The 23,111-nt window shown below is 51.1% G+C and carries 20 protein-coding genes; 16 read left to right on the top strand and 4 right to left on the bottom strand.

Going from position 1 to position 23,111, the window contains the following annotated elements; genetic code table 11:
* Positions 1-147 precede the first annotated feature (147 nt).
* Together EKO24_RS04230 and EKO24_RS04225 are read right to left on the bottom strand one after the other, a co-directional pair.
* Positions 148-522 carry a type II toxin-antitoxin system VapC family toxin gene (locus EKO24_RS04230; protein WP_127030167.1) on the bottom strand — a complete coding sequence of 125 codons (375 nt, stop codon included), beginning with the start codon at positions 520-522 and terminating at the stop codon, positions 148-150.
* The gene (locus EKO24_RS04225; RefSeq protein WP_127030168.1) at positions 522-767 is read right to left on the bottom strand and encodes a ribbon-helix-helix domain-containing protein; all 246 of its coding nucleotides are present in this window, start codon (positions 765-767) and stop codon (positions 522-524) included. The genes EKO24_RS04230 and EKO24_RS04225 overlap by 1 nt, the downstream gene beginning before the upstream one ends.
* A 133-nt stretch (positions 768-900) precedes the next feature.
* Here EKO24_RS04225 and ubiA point away from each other — a divergent pair, with 133 nt between their 5' ends.
* From ubiA to EKO24_RS04170, 11 genes are all read left to right on the top strand, one after another.
* Positions 901-1,770 carry a 4-hydroxybenzoate octaprenyltransferase gene (gene ubiA / locus EKO24_RS04220; RefSeq protein ID WP_127030169.1) on the top strand — a complete coding sequence of 290 codons (870 nt, stop codon included), beginning with the start codon at positions 901-903 and terminating at the stop codon, positions 1,768-1,770.
* Between the two features lie 124 nt (positions 1,771-1,894).
* Positions 1,895-2,704 (top strand): YfaP family protein, encoded by an 810-nt coding sequence (locus EKO24_RS04215; protein WP_241674389.1) that lies wholly within the window; start codon positions 1,895-1,897, stop codon positions 2,702-2,704.
* Positions 2,705-2,945: 241 nt separating this feature from the next.
* Entirely contained in the window at positions 2,946-4,694 is a 1,749-nt protein-coding gene (locus EKO24_RS04210; protein WP_127030170.1) for a DUF2138 family protein, read from the top strand.
* Positions 4,691-5,326, top strand: a complete 636-nt coding sequence (locus EKO24_RS04205; RefSeq protein ID WP_206667205.1) for a DUF1175 domain-containing protein — start codon at positions 4,691-4,693, stop codon at positions 5,324-5,326. The genes EKO24_RS04210 and EKO24_RS04205 overlap by 4 nt, the downstream gene beginning before the upstream one ends.
* A gap of 223 nt (positions 5,327-5,549) precedes the next feature.
* Positions 5,550-10,100: an alpha-2-macroglobulin family protein gene (locus EKO24_RS04200; protein ID WP_127030172.1), complete on the top strand. Its 4,551-nt coding sequence runs from the start codon at positions 5,550-5,552 to the stop codon at positions 10,098-10,100.
* A gap of 155 nt (positions 10,101-10,255) precedes the next feature.
* Entirely contained in the window at positions 10,256-11,929 is a 1,674-nt protein-coding gene (locus EKO24_RS04195) for a DUF2300 domain-containing protein (protein ID WP_206667204.1), read from the top strand.
* 2 nt (positions 11,930-11,931) lie between these two features.
* A complete protein-coding gene (locus tag EKO24_RS04190) occupies positions 11,932-12,720 on the top strand; it encodes a YfaP family protein (RefSeq protein WP_127030173.1) in 789 nt (262 codons plus the stop codon).
* Positions 12,721-13,016: 296 nt separating this feature from the next.
* Positions 13,017-13,316 (top strand): DUF6763 family protein, encoded by a 300-nt coding sequence (locus tag EKO24_RS04185; RefSeq protein ID WP_127030174.1) that lies wholly within the window; start codon positions 13,017-13,019, stop codon positions 13,314-13,316.
* A 69-nt stretch (positions 13,317-13,385) separates the two neighbouring features.
* A complete protein-coding gene (locus EKO24_RS04180; protein WP_127030175.1) occupies positions 13,386-14,231 on the top strand; it encodes an ATPase in 846 nt (281 codons plus the stop codon).
* 21 nt (positions 14,232-14,252) lie between these two features.
* A complete protein-coding gene (gene metA / locus EKO24_RS04175) occupies positions 14,253-15,317 on the top strand; it encodes a homoserine O-succinyltransferase MetA (protein WP_127030176.1) in 1,065 nt (354 codons plus the stop codon).
* Complete coding sequence (locus tag EKO24_RS04170; protein ID WP_127030177.1) at positions 15,318-15,785, top strand: nucleoside deaminase; 468 nt, start codon at positions 15,318-15,320, stop codon at positions 15,783-15,785. It abuts the gene before it with no gap.
* A gap of 65 nt (positions 15,786-15,850) precedes the next feature.
* Here the strand turns inward: EKO24_RS04170 and EKO24_RS04165 are convergent, their stop codons facing one another.
* Positions 15,851-16,255, bottom strand: a complete 405-nt coding sequence (locus EKO24_RS04165; protein ID WP_127030178.1) for a hypothetical protein — start codon at positions 16,253-16,255, stop codon at positions 15,851-15,853.
* Positions 16,256-16,585: 330 nt separating this feature from the next.
* Between EKO24_RS04165 and purM the strand changes: the two genes are divergently transcribed.
* On the top strand, positions 16,586-17,629 hold the full coding sequence (purM, locus tag EKO24_RS04160) for a phosphoribosylformylglycinamidine cyclo-ligase (RefSeq protein ID WP_127030179.1): 1,044 nt from the start codon (positions 16,586-16,588) through the stop codon (positions 17,627-17,629).
* 126 nt (positions 17,630-17,755) lie between these two features.
* Here purM and EKO24_RS04155 read toward each other — a convergent pair whose 3' ends face one another.
* On the bottom strand, positions 17,756-20,407 hold the full coding sequence (locus EKO24_RS04155; protein WP_143733173.1) for a bacteriohemerythrin: 2,652 nt from the start codon (positions 20,405-20,407) through the stop codon (positions 17,756-17,758).
* Between the two features lie 379 nt (positions 20,408-20,786).
* Here EKO24_RS04155 and EKO24_RS04150 point away from each other — a divergent pair, with 379 nt between their 5' ends.
* The 4 genes from EKO24_RS04150 to arsB form a co-directional block, all read left to right on the top strand.
* The gene (locus EKO24_RS04150; protein ID WP_127030181.1) at positions 20,787-21,134 is read left to right on the top strand and encodes an FUN14 domain-containing protein; all 348 of its coding nucleotides are present in this window, start codon (positions 20,787-20,789) and stop codon (positions 21,132-21,134) included.
* Between the two features lie 11 nt (positions 21,135-21,145).
* Positions 21,146-21,499: a metalloregulator ArsR/SmtB family transcription factor gene (locus EKO24_RS04145; RefSeq protein ID WP_127030182.1), complete on the top strand. Its 354-nt coding sequence runs from the start codon at positions 21,146-21,148 to the stop codon at positions 21,497-21,499.
* Positions 21,500-21,554: 55 nt separating this feature from the next.
* Positions 21,555-22,034: an arsenate reductase ArsC gene (locus EKO24_RS04140; RefSeq protein ID WP_127030183.1), complete on the top strand. Its 480-nt coding sequence runs from the start codon at positions 21,555-21,557 to the stop codon at positions 22,032-22,034.
* Positions 22,035-22,045: 11 nt separating this feature from the next.
* Positions 22,046-23,111 (top strand): ACR3 family arsenite efflux transporter (gene arsB / locus EKO24_RS04135; protein WP_421743897.1); only part of this gene is annotated, 1,066 nt, incomplete at its 3' end.

Genomic DNA, 23,111 nt, shown 5'->3' with positions numbered 1-23,111 from the left:
TGGTGCACTTGTGCTTTGGCGTTTTGAAAACGCGTCAGCCTTATCAACCTGATTATGTGCCTCAGCGTTGACTTTTAAGACGGTATCTACGGTATTCGTAGCGATTAAAATTAATTTTTCAGTCCACCTTAAATATCGCCATAACAATCATCGAATTAAATTAACTTCCAAAGACAATGGTATCTTTTGCCAGATTTGATCGGCGGTCATAACAGGCATTCCTTCAATTAATCCCGTTGCTAAATACGCTCTGTCACCCAAGGATAAACCCAAAGGCGATGTGATTTGCCATAGCTCAGCAGCCTTGTCGGCGTGTTGCAAGTCGAAAGCAATAAACCGAAGCCCTAAAATAGCTAAATTTTCCCGGACAGCTGTATCGTCAACAGATCTTGATCGTAATTTCTGCGCGACTTCACACCAATTCACAGTGGAAATAAAAGCCGTTGATAAAATCTGCTCTACCTGCAAATAACCTTGTTCCTGTTGCAAATAAGCCAATAAAGCAGAAGCATCCAACATCATTAGTCGTTGTCCCGGTCGTGTTTGGCTTCAAGCCTTCTTTCGTGTATTAACTCATCGGCTAAACTCACCGAATTTGGAACTTTCGCCATTAACGACAATAACGCTTGCTTGGCGTGTTTTTCATTCGTCTGCTTTTGGCTGACATACTGATTGATAAGACGCTTAATGATTTCATTGGGCGAAATATGCTCCTGCCTAGCCAGAGCTTCTAATGTTATTTCTAATTCGGGATCAATGGTTAGCATAAAAGTCCTCGTCTTTACTCTAATTGACGGCTTGCCTTCAGTGTAGCGACGTTTATCGATTACTGAGTCGTTATCCACAAAAAGTTATAATAGCATTTTTAACAAAACTCACGCTTCGGTAAAGGCTATAACAATGATGGACAGAGCAATGGATCGAATTCAGCAATATTGGCTATTAGCGCGATTCGATAAACCTATCGGCATCCTGATTTTACTGTGGCCGGCATTATGGGCGCTGTGGGTTGCCAGCGACGGCAAGCCCGATTTGCTGGTGTTGACCGTGATTTGTCTGGGCGTGGTGTTGATGAGAGCCGCCGGTTGCGTGATTAACGATTACGCCGACCGCGACTTCGATCCGCATGTCGAACGTACCAAACAGCGGCCTATTGCGGCCGGCAAAGTCACGCCGAAGGAAGCGCTGATCGTTTTTGTGGTGCTGTGTTTGGTCTCTTTCGGCTTGGTATTCTTGCTGAATATCTACACCATTATGCTGTCATTCATCGCCGCATTTTTGGCTGCCAGTTACCCGTTTATGAAGCGTTATACTCAATTGCCTCAAGCTTATCTGGGCATCGCTTTCGGCTGGGCCGTGCCGATGTCTTTTTCCGCGCAGATCAACAGCATTCCTCCAGTAGCCTGGGTGATGTATTTGGCTGTCGTTTTATGGGCTTTGGTTTACGACACGATGTACGCGATGGTCGATAAGGATGACGATTTAAAAATCGGAGTCAAATCGACGGCGATACTGTTCGGTGCTTACGACCGCCACATCATGGGCGGCTTGCAAATCATCATACTCGGGCTGCTGATCATGGTCGGGCAAATGGCGCAGGTAAACTGGCCTTATTATGGCGGTATTTTGGTCGCGGCAGGTTTGTCGATTTACCAGCAAAAACTGATTTTCCACCGGGAAAAGGCGCTTTGCTTCAAGGCGTTTTTAAACAGCAACTGGTTCGGTTTGGCTGTTTTTATAGGCTTGCTGATAGATTATTGGCTGCGATAAATTATTCGTTCGCTTAGAGTGGCGGCTATGCCGATTTAGTGTTGACATGCCCTGTTTAAGATTGCAGTATTAAGATTTACTTCCCACCGATTTTTAATGCCAAAAAGGCTAAGGGTAGGTAGATATGGCGTTAGCGAAAATGGGTGTTTTAAGCCTTATGTTGCTGGTTGTAAGTCTGTACGCCGTTGCGGATGATAAATCGCCCGCGGTGGAATGGACCGCTCCTGCCTGCGGTTGGATCTACGACGGCCTCACCAACAAATCCGATCAAGAAAGAGTCGCTTATCCTGTGCCGCCGATTGATCGCGGCGCGCAACGCCACCGTATCGCCATCGAAGGCAAGTTGAAAAACTTGAACGGCGTCCGCCAGCCGCATACCTTGGTAGTTAACGGTAATCCGTTGCCTTTATATACCGATGACGATGGCCGATTTGTGCGTCCTTATGCTTTCGGCTCCGGTTCCAACAGCGTCGCGTTGATTAGTTCGACCGGCGAACGTTTGCAGTCGGTGCAGTTCTACGATGCCAATACTGAAAAAACGCCCGCGCGTATCCGTTTGATCATGGGCTGGGATGATCCCGGCGCCGAAGTCGATATGCATATTATTACTCCCGACGGTCAACACGCTTTTTTTGCCGATCCGGTACTTAGCAACGGCGGAGGCCTTGATGTCGACGGCGTCGACGGTCCCGGCCCGGAAATATTCACAATGGCCGCGCCCCTGCACGGTACTTATCTGGTCTATGTGAATTATTGGGGAAACCTGACTGAGGAAGGCTATAACTTCAATGCCCAGACTAACCGTAACGACATGATTACGACGCAAATTACGCTGGTGCTGAATGAGAACACGATTAATGAGAAGCGGGAAAATTTTATTGTGCCGTTGCGGACCATTGGCGAGTTACAGCTGGTGAAAACGTTTCGGTATTGATCGTTAATTTAGCAATCAAAGCGAAACCGAATAGAACACGGATGACAAGGATTAAACAGATAAACACGGATTTAAAAGCGTCATCGAACTTGGCTTGAGCTAAAAATCCGTGCAAATCCGTCCTATCCGTGTCATCCGTGTTCCATTGTTTTATGTACTGAATAGTTGCGATATTTTTTGAAGATTTTCGTGCCTTTCGTGGACGAAATGATTTTCCAGGTTAACGCGGGAGCAAGTACTGATGAAGCCGACTGATAATAATGACAAAACTCCAAGCCCTAAACGGCTTAGCCCGCGTTTGGCGGTAGCGATAGGCCTTGTGCTGGCAACTGCTGTGGGAGCGACGGTCGCCGAGTGGAAATGGCAGTGGTTCAGTCGGCACTTTATGACGCAATCCCAAGAAAGCCCGGACGCAATCGAAAAACTGTCGTTAAATTTCAACCATCCCGATGCGTTAATCGAAAGCGAAGTGCTTGCGGATTTGCCGAAGGATTTGCTGACCGTGCCGTTGCTGCACGACACGCTGACCGAAGACTTTGTGTTTTATTACCAGGCCAATGCCGACAGGCTGGGGCTAGCCGGCAGTTTGCGCAGGATTGCCTACGAGCACAAATTGACCTTGCAGGATTCCCTGATCGCCGACCTGTTGAGCCAACCCGCTCAGTTGGCGTTATGGCGTAGCGTCGACGGCAAGCTGACTTACAGCCTGCTGCGCATTAAAACCGGCATGCTGGCAAAAGCCTCGCTGTCGATGGTGACTGTCATGCAGGCGATTGCCGAAGCGGCGGGCGAGGATACGCAGTTGAAAAAATCGGCAGACATGGAGCTGAAAGGCGAAAAAATACAGTTTTACAGTCTGCGCTATCTTCGCGGCAAGAGCCTGTTGTTTGCGTATCACAACGGTTACTTGATCGTGCTGTCGGACCCGGCGATGGTGCTGGATTCCGAAAACGGCAAGGTTGAATTATCCGACCCGGCGCTTGAATTAATCGGCGACTTGTTCAATGGTAAAGCGCTTTTTCCCGAGTATTTCGGTTTAACGCAAAGCGCGGTTAAACATCGCATCAGTATAGATGCAGGGCATTTGGCGATGGGCTATCAGGCATTTTTTCCGCTGCTGGCCGGTTTGCGCTTTGAAATGGACAACACCGGCTGGCACAGTTTTATGGCCGTAAATGACGGAACGACAAATAAAAAATTGAACGTCGACGGGTTGTGGCACGCGATACCTGCCGATGCGGGCATGTGTTTCGCGTTGCCGTTGGCTACGGACAATCTTCAGGATATTGCCGAAAAGTTGCCGAGTGCGCAAACCGGATCGGCCGAGGTCGATTCAATGCTGACCGGCGCGGCTGCGTTGTGTTGGTACGGCAATTCAAGACTGCATACGCCGCTGCTTGCGCTTGAACTTGCGGCAAAGGTTTCGCAACCTGAAACCGACACCGCGCTATCCGGCTTGTTTACCGGCATTATCGGCAGCTATGAAAAAAATATCGAAGGCGGACGCTTGCCTGTCGATAGCCGCGATTTGGCGGATGGGAAGCTATGGCAGCGCGTTGTCGGCTCACGATACGGTCTTTACAGCGCGGATCAGGCCGAGCCGCCGCTGGAGCTGGAATCCCCGAATTTTTTCCGGGTCAGTTTGGCCCGCCACGGCAACACCTTGTTGTTTTCGCTGGACGATAAGCTGTTGCAACACGCGTTGGATACGTTGGATAAGAATTACCCGGCGTTATCCGAAAGAGTTCCTGCCGGTTCGACCATGCCGATATACCTGTCCCCCGGCAAATTGGCTACGCTGCTGGAACTTGAGGCTATGGACAGTCTTCCTGCCGATCAGGAGGCTATTTTCCGCAATGCCGCTGAACAGAATCTGCTACCCAAAATCCGCGCCTTACAAACTTATCCCGATTATCGGCTGTTACTGCCGCAAGACATTCATGCGAATTCGGACTGGCAATGGCAGGGGCTTGAATGGAAGCCGCTGTGAACAAACGGCTGATCGTTTTTTTGCTGCTTGTTGGCTTTCAGGCCGCGCAAGCCGATTCGGCCGATGTGCATCTGAATGCGCAACAGTCGCAGGTGTTCCGCAGTTGGTTCATGCGTATTGTCGAGGAACAGTTACGGCAAGGCCCCAGTCCGCGCTGGTACCAGCAGGACTGTGCGGGCTTGGTGCGTTTTGCGGCGAATGAAGCGCTGAAAGTGCATGATGAAAAATGGCTGCGCAGCAACGGCATCGGCCACGAGTTCCTGCCGCCGGAGTTGACGTTGACTGACGAGCAGCGCCAGTTGGCGCAAAAATGGAACGTCGGCAACGGTAAAACCGATGCTTATGCCGAAGCGATAGTGCTGATCCAGCATAACAGCCGCTTTATCGGCCGCGACGTCAATCAGGCCCGGCCGGGCGATTTGCTGTTTTTCGACCAGGGCGACGATCAGCATCTGATGATTTGGATGGGGCATTTCATCGCCTATCACACCGGGTCGGCTTCAAAGGCCGATAACGGATTGCGGGCCGTTGCGCTGAACCAACTGATGCACTGGAAAGATACCCGCTGGATACCCGATGAACAAAACCCGAATTTTATCGGCGTTTACCGGCTGGCATTTTTAACCCGCTGAATAGTAATTTGTTCGGCACATATATAAAAAACGGAACACGGATGGCACGGATTAGACGGATTCACACGGATTAAAATACATATAGAGTCGGGAGTTAGTAAAGCGGCATTTCACTTATTCCCAAGCTGGAGCTTGGGAGCCAGCGCAAAGAAATCCACGCAGATCCGTCTAATCCGTGCCATCCGTGTTCTATTAGTCCTATAGCCTAACGTAGATTAAGACCATGAATAATCCTTTGCTTTTTCGATGCGTGCTGATTTCATTGTTGCTGGGCATGGCTGCCGTTGTTTCGGCTGAACCCAACGAGTCCGTTCCCGCCAGCAATTACCCCGACAGCCAGGCAGGCGGAAAATTTTTCCTGCTGGCGGACAGCAGTTTCGGCAGCGCCGAGGAAGCGAGGGTTAGGCTGGAAGCAACGGAGCGCTCTAACTTGCAAGGCTACGGCGGCGTTGACGTTCGCGTCTATCGCATCGGTAAGCCGCTGGAATTCCTTAAAAAGCAGAAAAACCTGCATCGCATTCAGCCGGAGGCTAATTACAAAGGCGAGGGTCTTGCCAATACGCTGGGTTATTTGTGGGACAACTGGTACCGGAAGTCGCGCCGGGCGATGCAGCGGGTTTTTTCTTACCAGGTACGTAAAACCGTTACCGCTGAAGAGCCGGGTTTGAAGATGGGGCAAGCAATCAGCCAGCCGACAAAGTTCGAGCGTCACCCTGAATTCGATCCGATTCCCGGACTGCCGTTAGTCAGCGAATTCCGTTATCCGGTCGCCGATGCGAAAACGATCCAGCCGCCTGCCGATGTGGCGCTTAGCGGATCGTCGAGCAATTTTATCGCTCCGTCGGAAGGCAATGTGTATATCCCGCTCGGCAAGCTGGAACCGGGGTTGTATCTGGCCGAAGCGTTTGCCGGACAGTTTCGCGCGACGACGATGGTTTTTGTGTCCGACACGATCGCCGTTACCAAAATTTCCAGCAAGGAGCTGCTGGTCTGGACCGCGGACAAGAACACCGGCGCGGCCGTGGCCGATACCGAGCTGCTGTGGACCGACGGCGTCGGCGTATTGAGCAGCGGCAAGACCGACGATAATGGTTTGTTGCGTTTGTCCCATGCCAGCTCCGAGCGTAGCTATGTGCTGGGCGAGGATAAAAACGGCGGCGTTTTTGTGTCGGAGAATTTCTATTACGACAGCGAAATTTACAACAGCAAGATGTATGCGTTTACGGACCGGCCTTTATATCGTCCCGGTGATGCGGTCGATATTAAGATTGTCGGACGGCATTTTAAGAGTGCGCGCGAATCGGAGCTGCCGAAAGCCGGGCCGATTGAGCTGACTGTCGTCGATGCCGCCGGAGCGTCGCTGCAAACGCTGAAAATGGATTTCGATCCGTTGCATGGCGCCGACACCCAGTTTTTATTGCCGCAAAATGCGGTCGCCGGAGGCTATGAAATTCGTTTCACCTACGATAAGCAACAATATTCCAGCGCTTTCCGGGTTGCCGAATATGTAAAGCCGCATTTCGAGATTTCATTGAATTTGGATAAGAGCGATTACAGGACCGGCGAGCCGGTCGAAGGCCAATTGCTGCTGCTTTATCCTGACGGCAAACCGGTGCGAGGCGCGCACGTCGACATCAGCTTGCGCGCGCAACAGTTGTCGATGGTCGATAGCGAGCTGCAATATCTGGGACAGTTCCCGGTCAAGCTGGAAACGATGAATCTTGTTACCGACGATCATGGCGCGGCGCGTATGGTTTTACCTGCCGCCGAAAAGCCCAGCCGTTACCTGTTGACGATTTTTGCCAGCGACGGCGCGGCGTTCAGGGTTAAGAACACCAGGGAAATATTGATCGAGCGCGGCGCGATGCAGTACCAGTTGAGCGCTCCGCAGCGTTTCAGCGCTTTCGGCACGCCGGTTACGTTTTCTTACAGCGGCCAGAGCGCCGATGCCGCTAATAAGCCGGTGCGCTACGAGTGGGTGCGTCTTGAGGACCAAAGCCGGGGTGCCGGCGAACTGGCCGATGCAGGTGGACAATTTACCGTGCAATTCGACAAGTCCGGAACCTATAACCTGAACCTGAAAAATCAGGCCGGACTGATTGTCGCAGGCGCCAGCCATACCGTCAGCGGCCCCGACATGAAAGCCGCGGCCGGCAGCATTGAAATGATCATGGACAAGCCTGAGTACCAAGTCGGCGATACCGCGGTTGCGTTGCTGACTTTCCCCGAACCGGTGCAGGATGCGTTGCTGACCTTGGAGCGCGATAACGTCCATTCGACCGCGTTGCTGTCCAAGGGCGGCGATTGGATGAAAATCACGCGGCTTAACGACACGCAGTACCAGTTGGCTATTCCGGTGCAAGCCGATTTTTCGCCTAACATTACCGTTTCGGCGTTATATACCTTGCACGGCGATTACAGCTTCCAGAATGCCGGCATCAAGGTCGCGGTGCCGACGATAGCGGTCGAGATCAAAACCGACAAGGAGGTCTACAAGCCCGGCGATACCGTCACCGTGAACCTGCAGACCCGCTTTGCCGGTCAGCCGGTGTCGGCGCAACTGGCGGTCAGCGTCGTCGATGAAATGATTTATGCGTTGCAGCCCGAAATCGCGCCGGCTATCGATCATTTTTTCTACCATCCGCGGCGGAACAATGTGCGCACGGCGGCGAGTTTGTCTTTTATCAGCTATGACGTGGCGATTCCGCATTCGCAGACAGCGGCGCAGGGCAACCGCAACGATAGAAACGTTAAGCTGCTTGAGCGTCCGCGCCGCGAGGATGTCGATACCGCCGCCTGGAAACCCGATTTAACGACCGATAAGAACGGCAAGGCGCAATTTACTTTTGTGATGCCCGATTCGCTGACGCGCTGGCGCATTACCGCCAGGGCAATCAATGCGGAAGGTAATGTCGGCCAGCGCAAGGCTTATCTGCGTTCGGACAAGGAGCTGTACCTGAAATGGTCCGGACCTACGCGTTTCCGTGCCGGCGATCATCCTGCTCTCGGTTTGTTGGCGTTCAACCAGCAACAGCAAAACGTCACCGCCGATTGGTCCGTAGACCTTGAAGGACAATCCCGCAGCCAAAAAGTTGAACTGCATCCCGGCATCAATTATCTGGCTCTACCTGCCGACGTCGCGTTTACGCCGGGAGAACTGGAGACTAGTCTGGAAGTGGCCGGAAAAGAGCAGGATAGTCTCGGCGTTACGTTGAACAGCAGCGCCGCAAACTGGCAGGATTTGCATACGGTATCGTTGGGCATCGGCCAGCGCAGTACCGCTTTGTCTTTACCGAACGATGCAACTGACATTAATTTGCGTATCAACGGCAGCGTTTCTGCTTTGTTTTATTCAGCCTTGGACGATTTGCTGGATTACCCCTACGGCTGCGTCGAACAGACCGCGAGCCGCCTGTTGCCGTTGAGCCTTGCCTATCCGCAATTGCAGGAAGCGGCTCCAGGCGTGCGCGAACGCTTGCAACTGACGATGAAGTACAGCCGCTTGCGTCTGGTGCAAATGGCCGGGCCTAATGCGGCGTTTACCTGGTGGGGAGAGACCTCCGGTGTCGATGCGTTCCTGACCGGCTATGCGTATTACGCGGACTGGTACGCCAGCCGCGCATTGGGGCTGAGTATGCCGCAGGATCACTGGCAGCGGGTGCTGGACGTCTATGCGTCGGAAGCCCAACATACGCCGCTGCTGCAACGGGCATTGGTCATTGATTTTGCCGAGCGGATGCAATTGCCGGTTGAGACATTGCTGCAAGGTTTAATGGAGGATTTGGCAAAAGCCGGCGACGGCGATCCGGCTATCAATGTCACGGACGGCATCAGCGTGGTGATGGCCGCGCCGGAATCGCCGCTCGGACTCGCGGCTGCCCGCGTGATCACCGCCAAACTGGCCCAGGCTAAAGGCGTCAAACAGCCCGAAGTTTTTAGCGCAGGTTTGCAGCCGGCGCAGGCATTGCTGGATGGCAGCAATCTGGTTTTTGCCGAAGCGGCGAACTTGTACAGGCAGCCGTTGGACGTTGTGCGTAGCCGTGGGTTGTTTGCCCGCTTGTCGCCGGAGCAGGCAACGCTTGAACGCGCTCTGGCTTTGACTTGGCTGCATGATGCGGCTGCAAAGGCGGAGTCGGGCGATGTTTATCAGTTGTTAGGCGATTGGACGGCGCGGTCAACGCCGGCAGGAGGAGAACGTTGGCAATGGCGGGGCAAGACGCCGCCAACGGCATTGGAATTGGCCGAAGACCCAATCCAACCGCTGCATGCGAATGTGAATTTTACCAGTGCCGCCGCGCCTGTCGCCGGCAGTGCGCCGGTCCAGATTAGCCGCCGTTTGCAGCAACTCGTGCCCGGCACTGAAAGCCTGCATTTCCAGGGGCAGGATATTGCTGATGCTAAGGTCTCCAGCGATGCGCTGTATCTCGACGAAATTGTGCTGAAAAGTCCCGCCGACAAGCCGTTGCGCTACGGCTTGATCGAGGTTCCGATACCGCCCGGCGCGGATGTCGAGCGCACTACCTGGGGCATACAATTGACGCCTGCCGGTAGCCAACAGGCGGCGCCGTTGGAAAAAGCGCAGAACGAAACCGGACAACTGCTTTATGCGGTGCCGGTCGATAATTTGAGCGGCGAATTGCATATTCGGCATTTATTGCGTTTTTCGCAGAAAGGCCGGTTTAATTTACCGGCAGTGCGCTACCGGCACATGTACGATCCGGCAAAAACCGCGCTGGAGACTCCGGTTGTTTATGGCGCGTTGCGGGTTGAGTGAGTGGCTATGTTTGGAAAATAGAACACGGATGACACGGATTGGACGGATTTACACTGATGCCGAAATTAATCAGTTATACGCTTTTAATCCGTGTTTATCTGTCTAATCTGTGTCATCCGTGTGCCATTTCTTTTATTTCGTTGTGGTGAGTAAAAATGTGCAACTTAGGGATAGTCTTTCTGATGCTGTTTACGCTGTTGCCGACGTTTGCAGTAACAGCCAAGACTCCCGACGTACTGCAAGTGGCTCTGTTAAACCGAAGCAACGGTGTTGCACAGCTTGCCCGGCTTAAGGCAGACGGACATGTCGAGCGTTCGCCGCTGGACAACAGCTTGCAAACGCCGCTCGGCAGTATCTGGAAGCTGTTTGTCTATGCCTATGCCGTTGACCGCCAATTGCCCGATCCCGGTTATACCTGCCAAGGGCATGATAAAGAAGAAGTCTATTGTTGCAGTCAAAAGGGCGAGCGTATCGATCGCGATACCGCACTGGTGCGTTCTTGCGGTCTGTATTTTTCTCCAGACCGTCTTGGTGTCGATGCGAAAGCTTGGCGAGCCTATTGGCAGCAGAGGATAATACCCGCCGGCCTGCTTGAATTGCCGGCAGTGGCGCCTAAAACAACTGTGAATGTGCAAGCATTGTTGCAGGCTTTAAAAGTGCTGCCTGCGCAGCAACAGGCCAGGGCGGTTCTGTTGGACGTGCTGCTCGATCCGCATCGCTCGGATTTAATAACACATCTCGGCGGCCGTCTGCGGGTAAAGACTTGGAGCTGGTATCGCAATCAAGATCCTAACCAGCGTATCGGCGGATTTGCCGGTTGGCTGACCGACGGCACGCCGCTGTGGGCAGCCGGGCAGGGCACAAGCGTCGATATTCTAGCCAAGTACGGCCAAGTCTTGGATAGCTTCCTGCCGATCACTGCCGTACAACTGGAGGCTGACAATTGCGTGGATGTGAACTTGTTCGCCCGCTACCCGATTACTGCCGTGTACGACCGGCACAAGCAGATTGCCGAGTCAGGCGTTTTGCACGGCGCTTACCGGTTGCAATTCGCGAACGGCAATACCATCGGCATCGAAAGCGCGGGCGATATAAGGCTGTCAAGACAACAGGGTAAATTGCTATTGCGGGCCAGGATGCCGCGCGAAGAATATATTGCCCGCGTGCTGGATCGCGAAGCGGCGGCGTCGCCGTTACAGGCGGCCAGGGCTTTGGCAATTACTGCCCGCTCTTACCTGCTGCAAAATGCCGCGCACGATGGCGAATGTTTATTGATCGACGACAGCAGCGCCAGCCAGCGGGTAGCGCCGCGTCCCGCATCGGAGGCGTCCCGCGCGGTTGCGGCCTGGACTGCCGATGTTGTTCTGGCCGGCGAAGCGGTTAATTATCATCTGGATACGGCCGGTCCCAACAGGCTGGTGTGGCGCGACGCCGTTGCCCAGGCAAACAACGGCATGAATTTTGACGCTATCTTGCAGCAGGCGTTTCCGCGCAACAGTTTGGCCGGCTGGCAAAAACCGGCTACGGCTTGCGAAACGCTGGCCGATGCCGAAGATTGGCTGAAAAAGAAGTTGCCGCGCTGGCGGGAACTGCTTGACCGTGAGCCCGGTTATGACGAGACCTCGGCATTTTCGGTGTGCCGCTTGCAAGCCGGCCCCTCTCATGTCGACAAGAACAGCCGGCGCATCTTTGTCCGTAGCGTACTCAGTCAGCAGGATCGCCTCGACATTACCCATGAATATCTGCACCTGGCGTTTGAGGCTTATCCGAGCGGCCAGGATGAAAACTATATCGAGCATCTTGCCCGCCGTTTGTTACTGGAGTTGTAATCATGAACTATCGAATCGTTTGTTTTGGGCTATGCACGGTTTTAGCAATGCCGCCGGCCGTTGCCGAATCTGCTGTCAGTATTGATGTGCCGAAAGGAGGATGGAATGCGCCCGGAGATAAAAAAAACTCTTTTACGCAGCAGGTCACTTATCCGGCAGCGTCCGTAAATACTCCGCCAGGCCAAGCCGAGACGGCGCTTATTCGCGGACGTATCGCGGCTCATGCAAAGTCCGGCGGCCAGCCTGCAACCTTGGTCGTCAATGGCGTGGCAATGCCGTTGCGGATTGAGCAGGACGGCAGTTTTGAACGTCCTTATAGTTTTTCTCCCGGCAGCAATAGCGTCGAAGTTCGCGATCCGGACAGTCTCGACGTAAGCCGGGTGCAGTTTTTGCACAACGGCAAGGAACAGGCCGCAGCCGGGTTGCGGGTGGTATTGTCATGGGACAGCGACAATACCGACCTGGATTTGCATGTGATAGCGCCGGATGGCGGGCATGGCTGGTACGGCAACAGGGTGTTGGAGAACGGCGGGGCTTTGGATGTCGATGTGACTACCGGTTACGGCCCGGAAATCTTTGCAATGCCCGCGCCGTTAAAAGGCCGTTATCTGGTGTATGTCAATTATTACGGCGGTGGTTACAGCGATGACGATCCGGCGCAGGAGTTAACCACGGCGCGTGTTACCGTCATTACCCAGGAAGGCACCGTTAATGAAAAGCAGGAGAGCATCACGGTTCCGTTGCGGGAGCCCGGAGAACTGACCCTGATCAGGAGTTTTGTTTACCCTTGATTCGTAGAGTGTAAATGCAGGGCGCAGACTATTGCAAAGCGGATTGCATGACAAGTGTATGACAACAATTCTTGCAAGAAAGGATCGCTTCCTTTATAAATAGGCCGCTCTGACACACCTTACCGGCATCGCTGTAGCAGGCTTTAACGCTGACTTCAATATAAATAATCCGCAAATTAACTTTATGTCGGCTAATACAAAATACCTTTTGTATTTTCTTTTGCATTGTTAATAATAGTGTCCGTCTTTAGATATTTTTATATCGAAACATTCTATCTAAGCATTGAGGAATAATCATGACAACCATAGCAGACCCCATTATCGGCAGTTGGTACAAGGATGTAGAAAACAACCTGAAATTTAAAGTCATCGCCATCGACGATATTGATGACTCTATTGAAGTCCAATACCTTAACGGCGATATTGGCGAATACGATCATGATAGCTGGTATAACTCTACTTTCGATTATATTGAAGACCCCGAGGATTGGAGTGCCCCTTTTGACGATTTGGAAAGCGATGATCTGGGTTACAGCGATCCCGACGAGCATAGGCCGAATCCTGAAGACATGGACATCGAAGACTATCTGGATTAATTATACCCAAAGGGCATAAGTTTCGTTTGCGCAGGCAAGCTGCTCAACTCAGCTTTAGGAAAACATCACATGAAAATGAGTCCCCAGGAATTCCTGGACTGGAATACAAAACGTATTACTTTGCTGGCAATGTCAGGCGCCGGAAAAACCACGCTGGCCAATAAATTACCGAAAGCCAAATGGTTCCATTATTCCGGCGATTACCGGATAGGCACGAAATACCTCGAAGAGCCTATCCTGGATAATATTAAGCGTCAGGCCATGCGTATTCCGTTTTTACGCGAGTTATTGCTTTCCGACTCCATTCATATCAGCAATAAGATAACGGTTGAAAATTTGGCTCCTGTTTCCAGCTTTCTCGGTAAACTCGGCAAATCCGAGTTAGGCGGGCTGTCTTTACAGGAGTTCAAGCGCCGGCAAAAGCTGCATCATCTGGCCGAAATTGCCGCGATGAACGATGTGCCCGAGTTTATCGATAAAGCCGTGGATATTTACGGCTACAAGCATTTCGTCAACGATGCCGGCGGCAGCGTGTGCGAGCTGGATTGTCCCGAAGTATTGGAGACATTGGCGCAGAATACGCTGATTATCTATATCAAAATCCCGCCGGAATTGGAGCAAACCATTATTGAGCGGGCCAAATCCGATCCGAAGCCGCTTTATTACCGGGAAGCGTTTCTTGATGAAAAAATTGCCGAATTCATGCAGCTCAGAAATTATGCTTCGACCGATGCTATCGAACCGGATGATTTTGTCACCTGGGTTTTTCCCGAATTATTCAAGTCCCGGCTGCCGCGCTATCAGGCTATTGCCGATCAATACGGCTATACAATCGATGCGAACGATGTTGCTACCGTAAAAGGCGAAGATGATTTTATCCGGCTTGTCGCTGATGCGCTTGCTGCCCAGCAATGATATGAACGGAGTCGAAGAATTATGCCTTTAGTGGCTCATACCGATTTACCCACATTTCAACGCCTTCGCGAGGAAGGCGAGGAAATACTGGATCCTGATCGCGCCCGTAACCAGGATATAAGGGAAATGCATGTCGGTTTGCTGAACATGATGCCCGATGCGGCTTTGGAAGCGACAGAAAGACAGTTTTTCCGGTTGGTGGGCGCGTGCAATCAAATTGTGCAATTTCATGTGCATCCTTTTACTATCGATGGATTGAAGAGAAGCCCGGAAGCCCAAGCACACATCGCTAAATATTACGAATCGTTTGAACAGATCAAACGCGACGGCTTGGACGCGTTGATCATCAGCGGCGCTAATGTCACTCATCCCCGTTTGCCTGAAGAGGATTTCTGGCAACCGTTAACCGAAGTTTTTTTCTGGGCCAAGGAGAACGTCACTTCGATACTCTGCTCGTGTCTGGCTACCCATGCGTTGATTCAATACTATTACGGCATTGAGCGTACCCGCTTGCCAGCCAAGCGCTGGGGCGTGTTTCCGCATAAATTGATCGATCGTACGCATCCGTTGGTTGCCGAAATCAACACCCGTTTCGACGTGCCCCATTCCCGCTTTAATGAGATTTTCCAAAGCGACATGGAAAAGCACGGACTTAAGGTCTTGGCCGCCAGTAAAGAAGCCGGAGTCCATCTTGCGGTTAGCCCGGACGGTTTTCGCATTGTGTTTTTTCAGGGGCATCCTGAATATGATGCAATCAGTCTGCTAAAGGAATACAAGCGTGAGGTTCTGCGTTTTTATCGCGCTGAAATAGACGATTATCCGCCGTTTCCCGAACATTATTTTAATGGCGCCGTCCAGCAGGTATTTGCCGCGTATGAACAGCGGGTCAGAGCTGCCAGGAATAACGGACAACGGTTGGAGGAGTTTCCGGAACACTTGGTGCTGGAAAATATCGACAACACCTGGGGTGATACGGCAAAGGCGGTATTCAACAACTGGTTGGGAAAAATATATCAACTGACGCATCAGGAACGAGGCTTGCCGTTCATGGACGGTATCGATCCAAACAATCCGTTAGGTTTGTAAATGCATGAGACTTTTTTACAGCAAGCCATTGACTTGGCTGCCGAGAATGCGGAATCAGGCCAAGGCGGTCCTTACGGGGCGATTGTTGTACAGGACAATCGGCTGATTGCCGCCAGCGGAAACAAAGTCACGACCAATATCGATCCCACCGCGCATGCGGAAGTGATGGCGATACGCTTGGCCTGTCAAGAACTGCATGATTTCCAGTTACAGGGCTGTATTCTCTACTCCAGTTGTGAGCCTTGTCCTATGTGCTTAGGGGCGATCTACTGGGCGAGGCTAGAGAAGGTCTATTTTGCTTGTAGCCGGCATGATGCGGCTGCCGCCAACTTTGACGACAGCTTCATTTACGATGAGATTTCCGTGCAGCCGCACCAGCGCCGCATCGCGATGTTGCATTTAAGCCTGCCGAATGCGCTGGAGCCTTTTGATATTTGGGCGAAAAAGAGCGATAAGGTGCTTTATTAGAAAAGCAGGTAAAAGGTGAATCTGCGTTACTTATGTTTTTTTCGTCCTTTTTCCTTTCGCCTTTGTTATTTATCGGCTACTTTGATTAACCACCCGGTTTGATCGTAACACCCTAATATCGCTGTGGCTTTAGCATTGATCCTGACAAAACTGCCGTTGAAGCTCGCCGGCAGCTTTGCTTTAATACGGTGAAAACTGCTGTTGCTTTCGACGCTAAACTCAAGGTCCTGATTTTTAGCGGTTAATTTGATGGTTTCCGGATTGACGTAGGGTGAAACCAGAAAAGTGAGTGTTGATTCAGGCGGAACTTCAGTTTTTTCAGGCTCTTTATAGACAGGAAGATTGAAGTCTCTGAATTGGGGTTTTTTGCAAATCTCGTCAGTCTTGCCGGGATCATAAGCCATTGCTGCGTTGGTAAATAATACCGAGGCGATAAATATCACCGGGCTAAGCGCTTTTGTTAAATTCATATCCACTCCTCGAAAAAGACTTTGTGTTGTTATGGGCAGTTTCGGTCGATTGCTGTGTTTCCGGGGAACTGCATTAATTATTGTTTTATACCCAAAGGGCATAAGTTTCTTTGAACGGACCAGCCGCTCAACTCAGCTTTATACCCACAGGGCATAAGTTTCATTTGAGCAGGTAAGCTGCTCAACTCAGCTTTAACTTGCCGAAACATTCACACAAACGTTACGGCAACGTCCGATGGATAAAGCCTGTGCACATTCATATCCTTCAGACAAAACCGATGATGTCTTGTACAATATCGGAAGTTTAAATTTTAGCAAGAGAACACCACATTGAGCGAACAAAATCAAGAAGGCTTGAATTATAAAAGCGCCGGCGTTGACATCGAGGCCGGTAATGCATTGGTCGAACGCATCAAGCCGATTGCTGCCAGGACCAGGACAGCAGGCGTGATGGCCGGCTTAGGCGGTTTCGGTTCCATGTTTGAATTACCGCTGGATCGTTATCGGCAGCCGGTTCTGGTTTCCGGTACCGACGGTGTAGGCACCAAGCTAAAGCTGGCCAATGAACTAAATATTCATGACACGATCGGTATCGACCTGGTGGCGATGTGCGTTAACGATATTATTGTTCAAGGTGCGGAACCTTTATTTTTTCTTGATTACTTCGCTACCGGCAAGCTGGATGTCGATACGGCTGCGGCGGTTGTAGAAGGCATAGGTAAAGGCTGCGAACTGGCCGGCGCGGCGCTGGTCGGCGGCGAGACTGCAGAAATGCCGGGTATGTATGCGGACGGTGAGTATGATCTGGCAGGCTTCTGTGTCGGCATCGCCGAAAAAAGCGAAGTGCTTGACGGCAGCAAAGTCAAAGCCGGCGATAAATTGATCGGTATCGCATCGTCCGGTCCGCATTCCAACGGCTATTCATTGATCCGAAAAATCATTGCTCATAGCAACTGCGCACTAAGCGATTCTTTTAACGGCACAACCTTGGGTGCCGCTCTACTGGAACCGACACGGATCTATGTTAAATCGCTATTGGCCTTGCTGGATAAAGTACCGGTTCACGCATTGGCTCATATTACCGGCGGCGGTTTGACCGAGAATCTGCCGCGGGTATTGCCTTTGGGCACTAACGCTAATATCGATCTTGCTTCCTGGGAGTTCCCGCCGATCTTTAAATGGTTGCAGGAAAACGGCAATGTCTCGCTGCCGGATATGCTGATCACCTTTAATTGCGGCGTCGGCATGATTGTTTGTGTTGCTCCCGAAGATGAGCGCGCAACGCTGCAAACGCTCAGCGAACTTGGCGAAACCGCTTTTGTTATTGGTGAGTTGGTTGAATCCGAAGGCAAGCCGGAAGTTAATTACTTATAACTTGGCAGATATGGCGCCATGAGATTTCATGGCTGCTACTCAGCAAATCTGATTAGGCGGATTTAACTGGCAAGCACGGATAAAAATCCGTGTAAATCCGTCCAATCAGTGCGATCCGTGTTCCATTTATGGATTAAGTTTTTGATTTTTTAACAGCGCGGCAAACGCTTCGGCCGGTATCGGCGGGCTTGTGATGTAACCTTGGTACAAGTCGCACTTTTTCTCCCTCAAAAACGCCAGCTGTTCCGGCGTTTCCACGCCTTCCGCCAGCACTTTGAACCCCAAAATATGCCCCATCGCGATAATCGTGGCGGCAATTTCCATGTCGTCCTGTAAGTTAGGAATGTCATCGATAAAACTTTTGTCGATCTTCAGCACATCCAGAGGGAAATGTTTCAGATAGGCCAGCGATGAGAAGCCGGTGCCGAAGTCGTCAATGGCAAGATGGACTCCCTGTGAACGTAAACTGTTCAGAAGTGTCATAACATCGTCCTGGTTTTCCATCAGTCCGCTCTCAGTCATTTCCAGCTCAAGACGCTCGGCCGGAAAGCCGGTTTCATTCAGTACTGTAGCAACCAAAGCACTAATATCTCCGCGGCGGAACTGTTGAGGGGATACGTTGACGGCCAGGGTTATAGGCGGTAGGCCCGTATCCAGCCACGCGCGGCCTTGTCGGCAGGTTTCACGCAATACCCATTCGCCGATTTCCAAAATCAGCCCGGTCTCTTCGGCAATAGGAATAAACTTTACCGGCGGAATCAAGCTTTCTAAGGTATCTTGCCAGCGCACCAAGGCTTCGGCGCCAACGATGCGGCCGCTGGCAATATCGACTTGCGACTGATAGTAAACGCGCAAATCGCCTTGTTCTATGGCCCGGCGCAAGCGGGTTTCCAGGCTAATACGTTCGCGCGCGGCCACGGTCTGGTCTTCGGAAAAATAAGCATAACAACCGCGTCCTTGATCTTTGGCCTGATATAATGCCGCATCGGCGTGGTCCATCAGAATTTCATAGTTGGCGCCGTGCTCAGGATACAGGCTGATACCGATACTGGCGCCGATCTGTACATCGTTGCTCTGGGTCAGTTGGAAAGGCCTGTTTAAAACCAGGATGATTTCCGACGCTACTCGCGCTGCATCTTCCGCATGGGCAATATCTTCCAGCAACACGACAAATTCATCCCCGCCTAAACGCGCGACCATGTCCATATCGCGCAATCTTGCAGAAATACGGGCAGCGACCTGTTGCAGCAGTTCGTCGCCGGCCAAATGCCCCAGGCTGTCGTTAACTGCTTTAAAACGGTCCAAGTCCAGCATCAGCAGCGCCAAGCGCTTACCTTCCCGGCGTTCTACTTCGATGCTATGTTTCAACCGTTCCTGTAACAGCCGCCGATTGGGCAGTTGGGTCAGCGGATCGTAAAAAGCCAGCTGCCTGATTTCTTCCTCGGCGGCTTTGCGTGAGGTAATATCGGAAAAAGATGCAACATAATGGTTAACTGGCTTACTTCGGTCATCGGATTCTTTCACGGCAGTGATAATAAGCCACTCAGGAAACACTTCGCCGTTTTTGCGGCGGTTCCATATTTCACCTTGCCATGCATCGGTACTATTAATACTTTCCCACATCGCTTTATAAAAAGCTTTGTCATGTATCCCGGAACTGAGCAAATTTGGATTCTTGCCGATCACTTCCTGGGCGCTGTAACCGGTAATTCGGGTAAAGGCCTGGTTGACTTTAAGGATGACATTGTTCGCATCGGTGACTAACATCGCATCTTGTAATTCAAAAGCGGTGGCGGCGATACGAAGGTCCACCTCATCCTGCTTTTGCTTGGTAATATCGGTAATAAAACCGTGCCAAAGCACGGAACCGTCGGCCTGCCGTTGCGGCAAGGCGTTGCCGAATAGCCAGCATACGGGTTCATCTTTAAACTTCAGGCGATATTCCTGGCGCCATGGCGTTAAATTTTGCGCCGATGTTTTAAACGAAGCCTTGAAGTTGTCCAGATCGTCAGGATGCAACGCGGCAAGCACCTGGGTCGCATCTTCGCTGACATCTTCGGGGCTGACCCGATAGATATTATGAATAGCCTCATTGGCGTAGGGAATGCAGGAACGGCCATCGGGAAATAATTGAAACTGGAATACCAGTCCCGGCACCTGGCTGGCTATTTTTTGTAGGCGGTCCAGCGCATCCTGGCTTGCCTGTTTCGCTTTCTGCCTCTCAACGACTTCCTTTGCCAGCTGCATCGTGCGTGAAGACAGCGCGTCGTACATCGAAAGCATGGTTTCGATCAGCACTTTCATCGCCCCGCTCATTTCATGATCGGCTTGCTTTTTAGCTTGATTTAACGGGATGCCTGACTGCACCGCCAATACCACTTTTGCCATGCGCATGTCGGTATCCAGAATATGAAAAGCCAGCCATTGGGTCAGGAATGTCAGAATTTCCTCAATCACCTGATCCAATGGCCTGCGGGTTTTTTCGCCCATTATTCTGTTTACGGTCGCCAGAAACCGCTTGTGGTCGTCCTTATGCTTTGCTTCCCAGTCGTCTTCGGGAAAAAAGGTATGCCATATGCTTTCTTCGGCCTGAAAATGGTAGATCGCGTATTCTGCCAAGTCGTTGAAAACGTTATTCAATGTCGGTATGTCGGATTGATAGGCTAAGTGGCCGGCCAGCACATTGAGTAGTTCAACCAACTTTTGATGTTGTTCATCAATCAGCGGTACTCCAACTTCGAAATTTTTATTCCATGGAAAAACTTCAACTGAATACATAGTGCTCTCGTCCAGCTTAAAAATTTGGTTGGGCGTTATAAAAGTTAAAAATATTGTACGCGTTAAGATGTTTTTAATAGGTATGGTTTTTTATAGTATCCGGTTCCTAAAGTCTAAAAGTTCAAAAGTTTTCACGCAGATAGCCAGTATAGCTTTGTTTTCCGACCTGATTGAGTTTAATGATAAAATAGAAGATATAAAGCTGAGTTGAGCAGTTGGTCTGCTCAAACGAAACTTATGCCCTTTGGGTATAAATAATAGGTTATTTATATTGCTCAGGAAGCGTTAATACGTTTTTGCCCCTTTATTAAAAGTAAAAAGCCATCAGCGATAGCAAAAATTATCTCACTCACCACAGCTACAGCGGAAACCCGGAATCATGAATACCCCACCAGTCGATACAGCATCTTCTACCGACATTTTTTCCTCGACTTTTTTGATCGGCAATATCGGCGCTCCGTTTGTTATTGGGCTGGCGGTCGGTTATTTTGCGAAAAAAATGCTGCGTACGATGTTATTCCTGGGCGGAGCAGCGGTCGTATTACTGTTTGCGGCGGAATATTACGACATCATCAACATAACCGATGAAAAACTTCAACACGCGGCCACTGTTGCCACCGAAGCCGCAAAAAGCTCCGGCGGATTCCTGGTTGACCGCCTGACCAGCATTACCAGCAAAGGCGTCAGCGGAGCCGGCGGTTTTTTTGTCGGGTTCAAGATGGGTTAGCGGTTACTCCGATGATCACCCCTACGACATTATTCAAGTGCCTATCCGATGAAACACGCTTGCGTTGCGTGGTTTTGCTGCATAAAGAAGGCAGGCTCTGCGTTTGCGAGCTAACCCATGCGCTGGATTTATTGCAGCCTAAAATTTCACGCCATCTTGCCCAGTTGCGGCAAAGTAATCTGGTGTTGGACAGCCGAGAAGGGCAATGGGTTTATTATCAAATTAATCCTGAATTGCCGGCCTGGGTTTTTGAGATTCTGGATGTGACCGCTATGCAGTTTGCCGACCACCTGAAACATCAACAAGACAGCGACCGCTTACAGGCAATGGGCGATAGGCCGGAGATGATCAAATATTGCGGCTGAATTTTTTTGTCTTATAATATTCGTTTATTCGAATATATAAATATAAGGGGCAGTCGTGTTAAAAGTTTTGATTTTGTGTACCGGGAATTCTTGCCGCAGTGTGTTGGGTGAGGCGTTGATTAATCACTTGGGAGGCGGCCGGTTTCAGGCTTTTTCAGCCGGCAGTCATCCGGCCGGCAAGGTAAACGCTAACGCGCTGGCGACATTAGCGCGTCACGGTATCTCAACCGAGGGTTTTTCCAGCCAATCCTGGGATGAATTCGACGACAAAAGCATCGATATTGCGATTACCGTTTGCGACAATGCAGCGGGCGAGACTTGTCCCGTCTATCTTAATGATGTGATTCGCGCACATTGGGGCTTGCCGGATCCGGCTCATGTTACCGGCAATCCTGAAGTGATTGAGGAAGCCTTCGAGGCGACTTACGCAGCGTTGGAAAAGCGGATACACCAGCTATTGGCGCTGCCGGTTGAGACCATGTCCAGGCCGGAATTGACTGAGGCGTTGAATAAAATCGGCGCGGAAACCTGTTAAGGCGGCGGAAAATGACAATCATGAATGACTCCGCACCGAAGCGATTGGGATTCGTAGAGCGTTTTCTGACCTTATGGATATTTATCAGCATGGCCGGCGGGATTGCCTTGGGCTATTTTATTCCCAGTTTCACGCAATGGCTGACCCTGTTTCAGGTTGGCACCACATCAATGCCTATTGCGATCGGTTTGATTCTGATGATGTATCCGCCGCTGGCCAAGGTGCGCTATGAAGAATTACCCGCTGTTTTCAGGAATACTAAGATTTTGCTGCTGTCCCTGGTCCAGAACTGGATAATCGGCCCGGTACTGATGTTTGCGTTAGCGATCGTCTTTCTCCGGGATTATCCTGAGTATATGGTTGGCCTGATTATTATCGGCTTGGCGCGCTGTATTGCGATGGTGCTGGTCTGGAACGAACTGGCCGAAGGCGATGCCGAATACTGCGCAGGCTTGGTAGCGTTCAACTCTATTTTCCAGATGTTGTTCTTTGCAGTTTATGCGTATGTTTTCGTGACTGTCTTGCCGGATTGGCTGGGCATTGCTTCCGGTCTTGAAGTGAAGGTCACGATGATGCAAGTGGCCGAAAGCGTATTGATTTATTTGGGTATTCCTTTTTTCGGCGGTATGCTGACTCGTTTTGTACTGGTCCGGCAAAAAGGCCGGGCATGGTATGAACAAAAATTTATCCCCAAAATCAGCCCTATCACGCTGATTGCGTTGTTGTTTACGATCCTGGTCATGTTCTCTCTCAAAGGCGAATATATTGTGCAATTGCCGATGGATGTGGCGCGCATCGCGGTACCGTTGATCATCTATTTCCTGATCATGTTTCTGGTTACGTTTTATATGTCGGCAAAGGCAGGGGCAGGGTATCCGGTTAGTGCAACGCTAGCGTTTACGGCGGCCGGCAATAACTTCGAGTTGGCTATAGCCGTTGCTGTAGCGGTTTTCGGTTTGCAATCCGGGCAGGCATTCGCCGCGGTCATCGGGCCGTTGGTCGAGGTTCCGGTGCTGATCGGATTGGTCAAGGTCGCGTTTTATTTCAGACAGAAATATTTTGCATCTTCAACCGCGA

Source organism: Candidatus Methylobacter oryzae (assembly GCF_003994235.2).
In the GTDB taxonomy this organism is placed as follows: domain Bacteria; phylum Pseudomonadota; class Gammaproteobacteria; order Methylococcales; family Methylomonadaceae; genus Methylobacter_A; species Methylobacter_A oryzae.
Note: the sequence above shows the minus strand (reverse complement) of the source record. Positions and strands in the feature narration are given on the sequence as shown.

Excerpts from the sequence above, each read along its gene's own strand:
- EKO24_RS04230 (WP_127030167.1), bottom strand. The coding sequence starts at position 522 with ATGATGTTGGATGCTTCTGCTTTATTGGCTTATTTGCAACAGGAACAA.
- EKO24_RS04225 (WP_127030168.1), bottom strand. The coding sequence starts at position 767 with ATGCTAACCATTGATCCCGAATTAGAAATAACATTAGAAGCTCTGGCT.
- ubiA (WP_127030169.1), top strand. The coding sequence starts at position 901 with ATGATGGACAGAGCAATGGATCGAATTCAGCAATATTGGCTATTAGCG.
- EKO24_RS04215 (WP_241674389.1), top strand. The coding sequence starts at position 1,895 with ATGGCGTTAGCGAAAATGGGTGTTTTAAGCCTTATGTTGCTGGTTGTA.
- EKO24_RS04210 (WP_127030170.1), top strand. The coding sequence starts at position 2,946 with ATGAAGCCGACTGATAATAATGACAAAACTCCAAGCCCTAAACGGCTT.
- EKO24_RS04200 (WP_127030172.1), top strand. The coding sequence starts at position 5,550 with ATGAATAATCCTTTGCTTTTTCGATGCGTGCTGATTTCATTGTTGCTG.
- EKO24_RS04195 (WP_206667204.1), top strand. The coding sequence starts at position 10,256 with ATGTGCAACTTAGGGATAGTCTTTCTGATGCTGTTTACGCTGTTGCCG.
- EKO24_RS04190 (WP_127030173.1), top strand. The coding sequence starts at position 11,932 with ATGAACTATCGAATCGTTTGTTTTGGGCTATGCACGGTTTTAGCAATG.
- EKO24_RS04185 (WP_127030174.1), top strand. The coding sequence starts at position 13,017 with ATGACAACCATAGCAGACCCCATTATCGGCAGTTGGTACAAGGATGTA.
- EKO24_RS04180 (WP_127030175.1), top strand. The coding sequence starts at position 13,386 with ATGAAAATGAGTCCCCAGGAATTCCTGGACTGGAATACAAAACGTATT.
- metA (WP_127030176.1), top strand. The coding sequence starts at position 14,253 with ATGCCTTTAGTGGCTCATACCGATTTACCCACATTTCAACGCCTTCGC.
- EKO24_RS04170 (WP_127030177.1), top strand. The coding sequence starts at position 15,318 with ATGCATGAGACTTTTTTACAGCAAGCCATTGACTTGGCTGCCGAGAAT.
- EKO24_RS04165 (WP_127030178.1), bottom strand. The coding sequence starts at position 16,255 with ATGAATTTAACAAAAGCGCTTAGCCCGGTGATATTTATCGCCTCGGTA.
- EKO24_RS04155 (WP_143733173.1), bottom strand. The coding sequence starts at position 20,407 with ATGTATTCAGTTGAAGTTTTTCCATGGAATAAAAATTTCGAAGTTGGA.
- EKO24_RS04150 (WP_127030181.1), top strand. The coding sequence starts at position 20,787 with ATGAATACCCCACCAGTCGATACAGCATCTTCTACCGACATTTTTTCC.
- EKO24_RS04145 (WP_127030182.1), top strand. The coding sequence starts at position 21,146 with ATGATCACCCCTACGACATTATTCAAGTGCCTATCCGATGAAACACGC.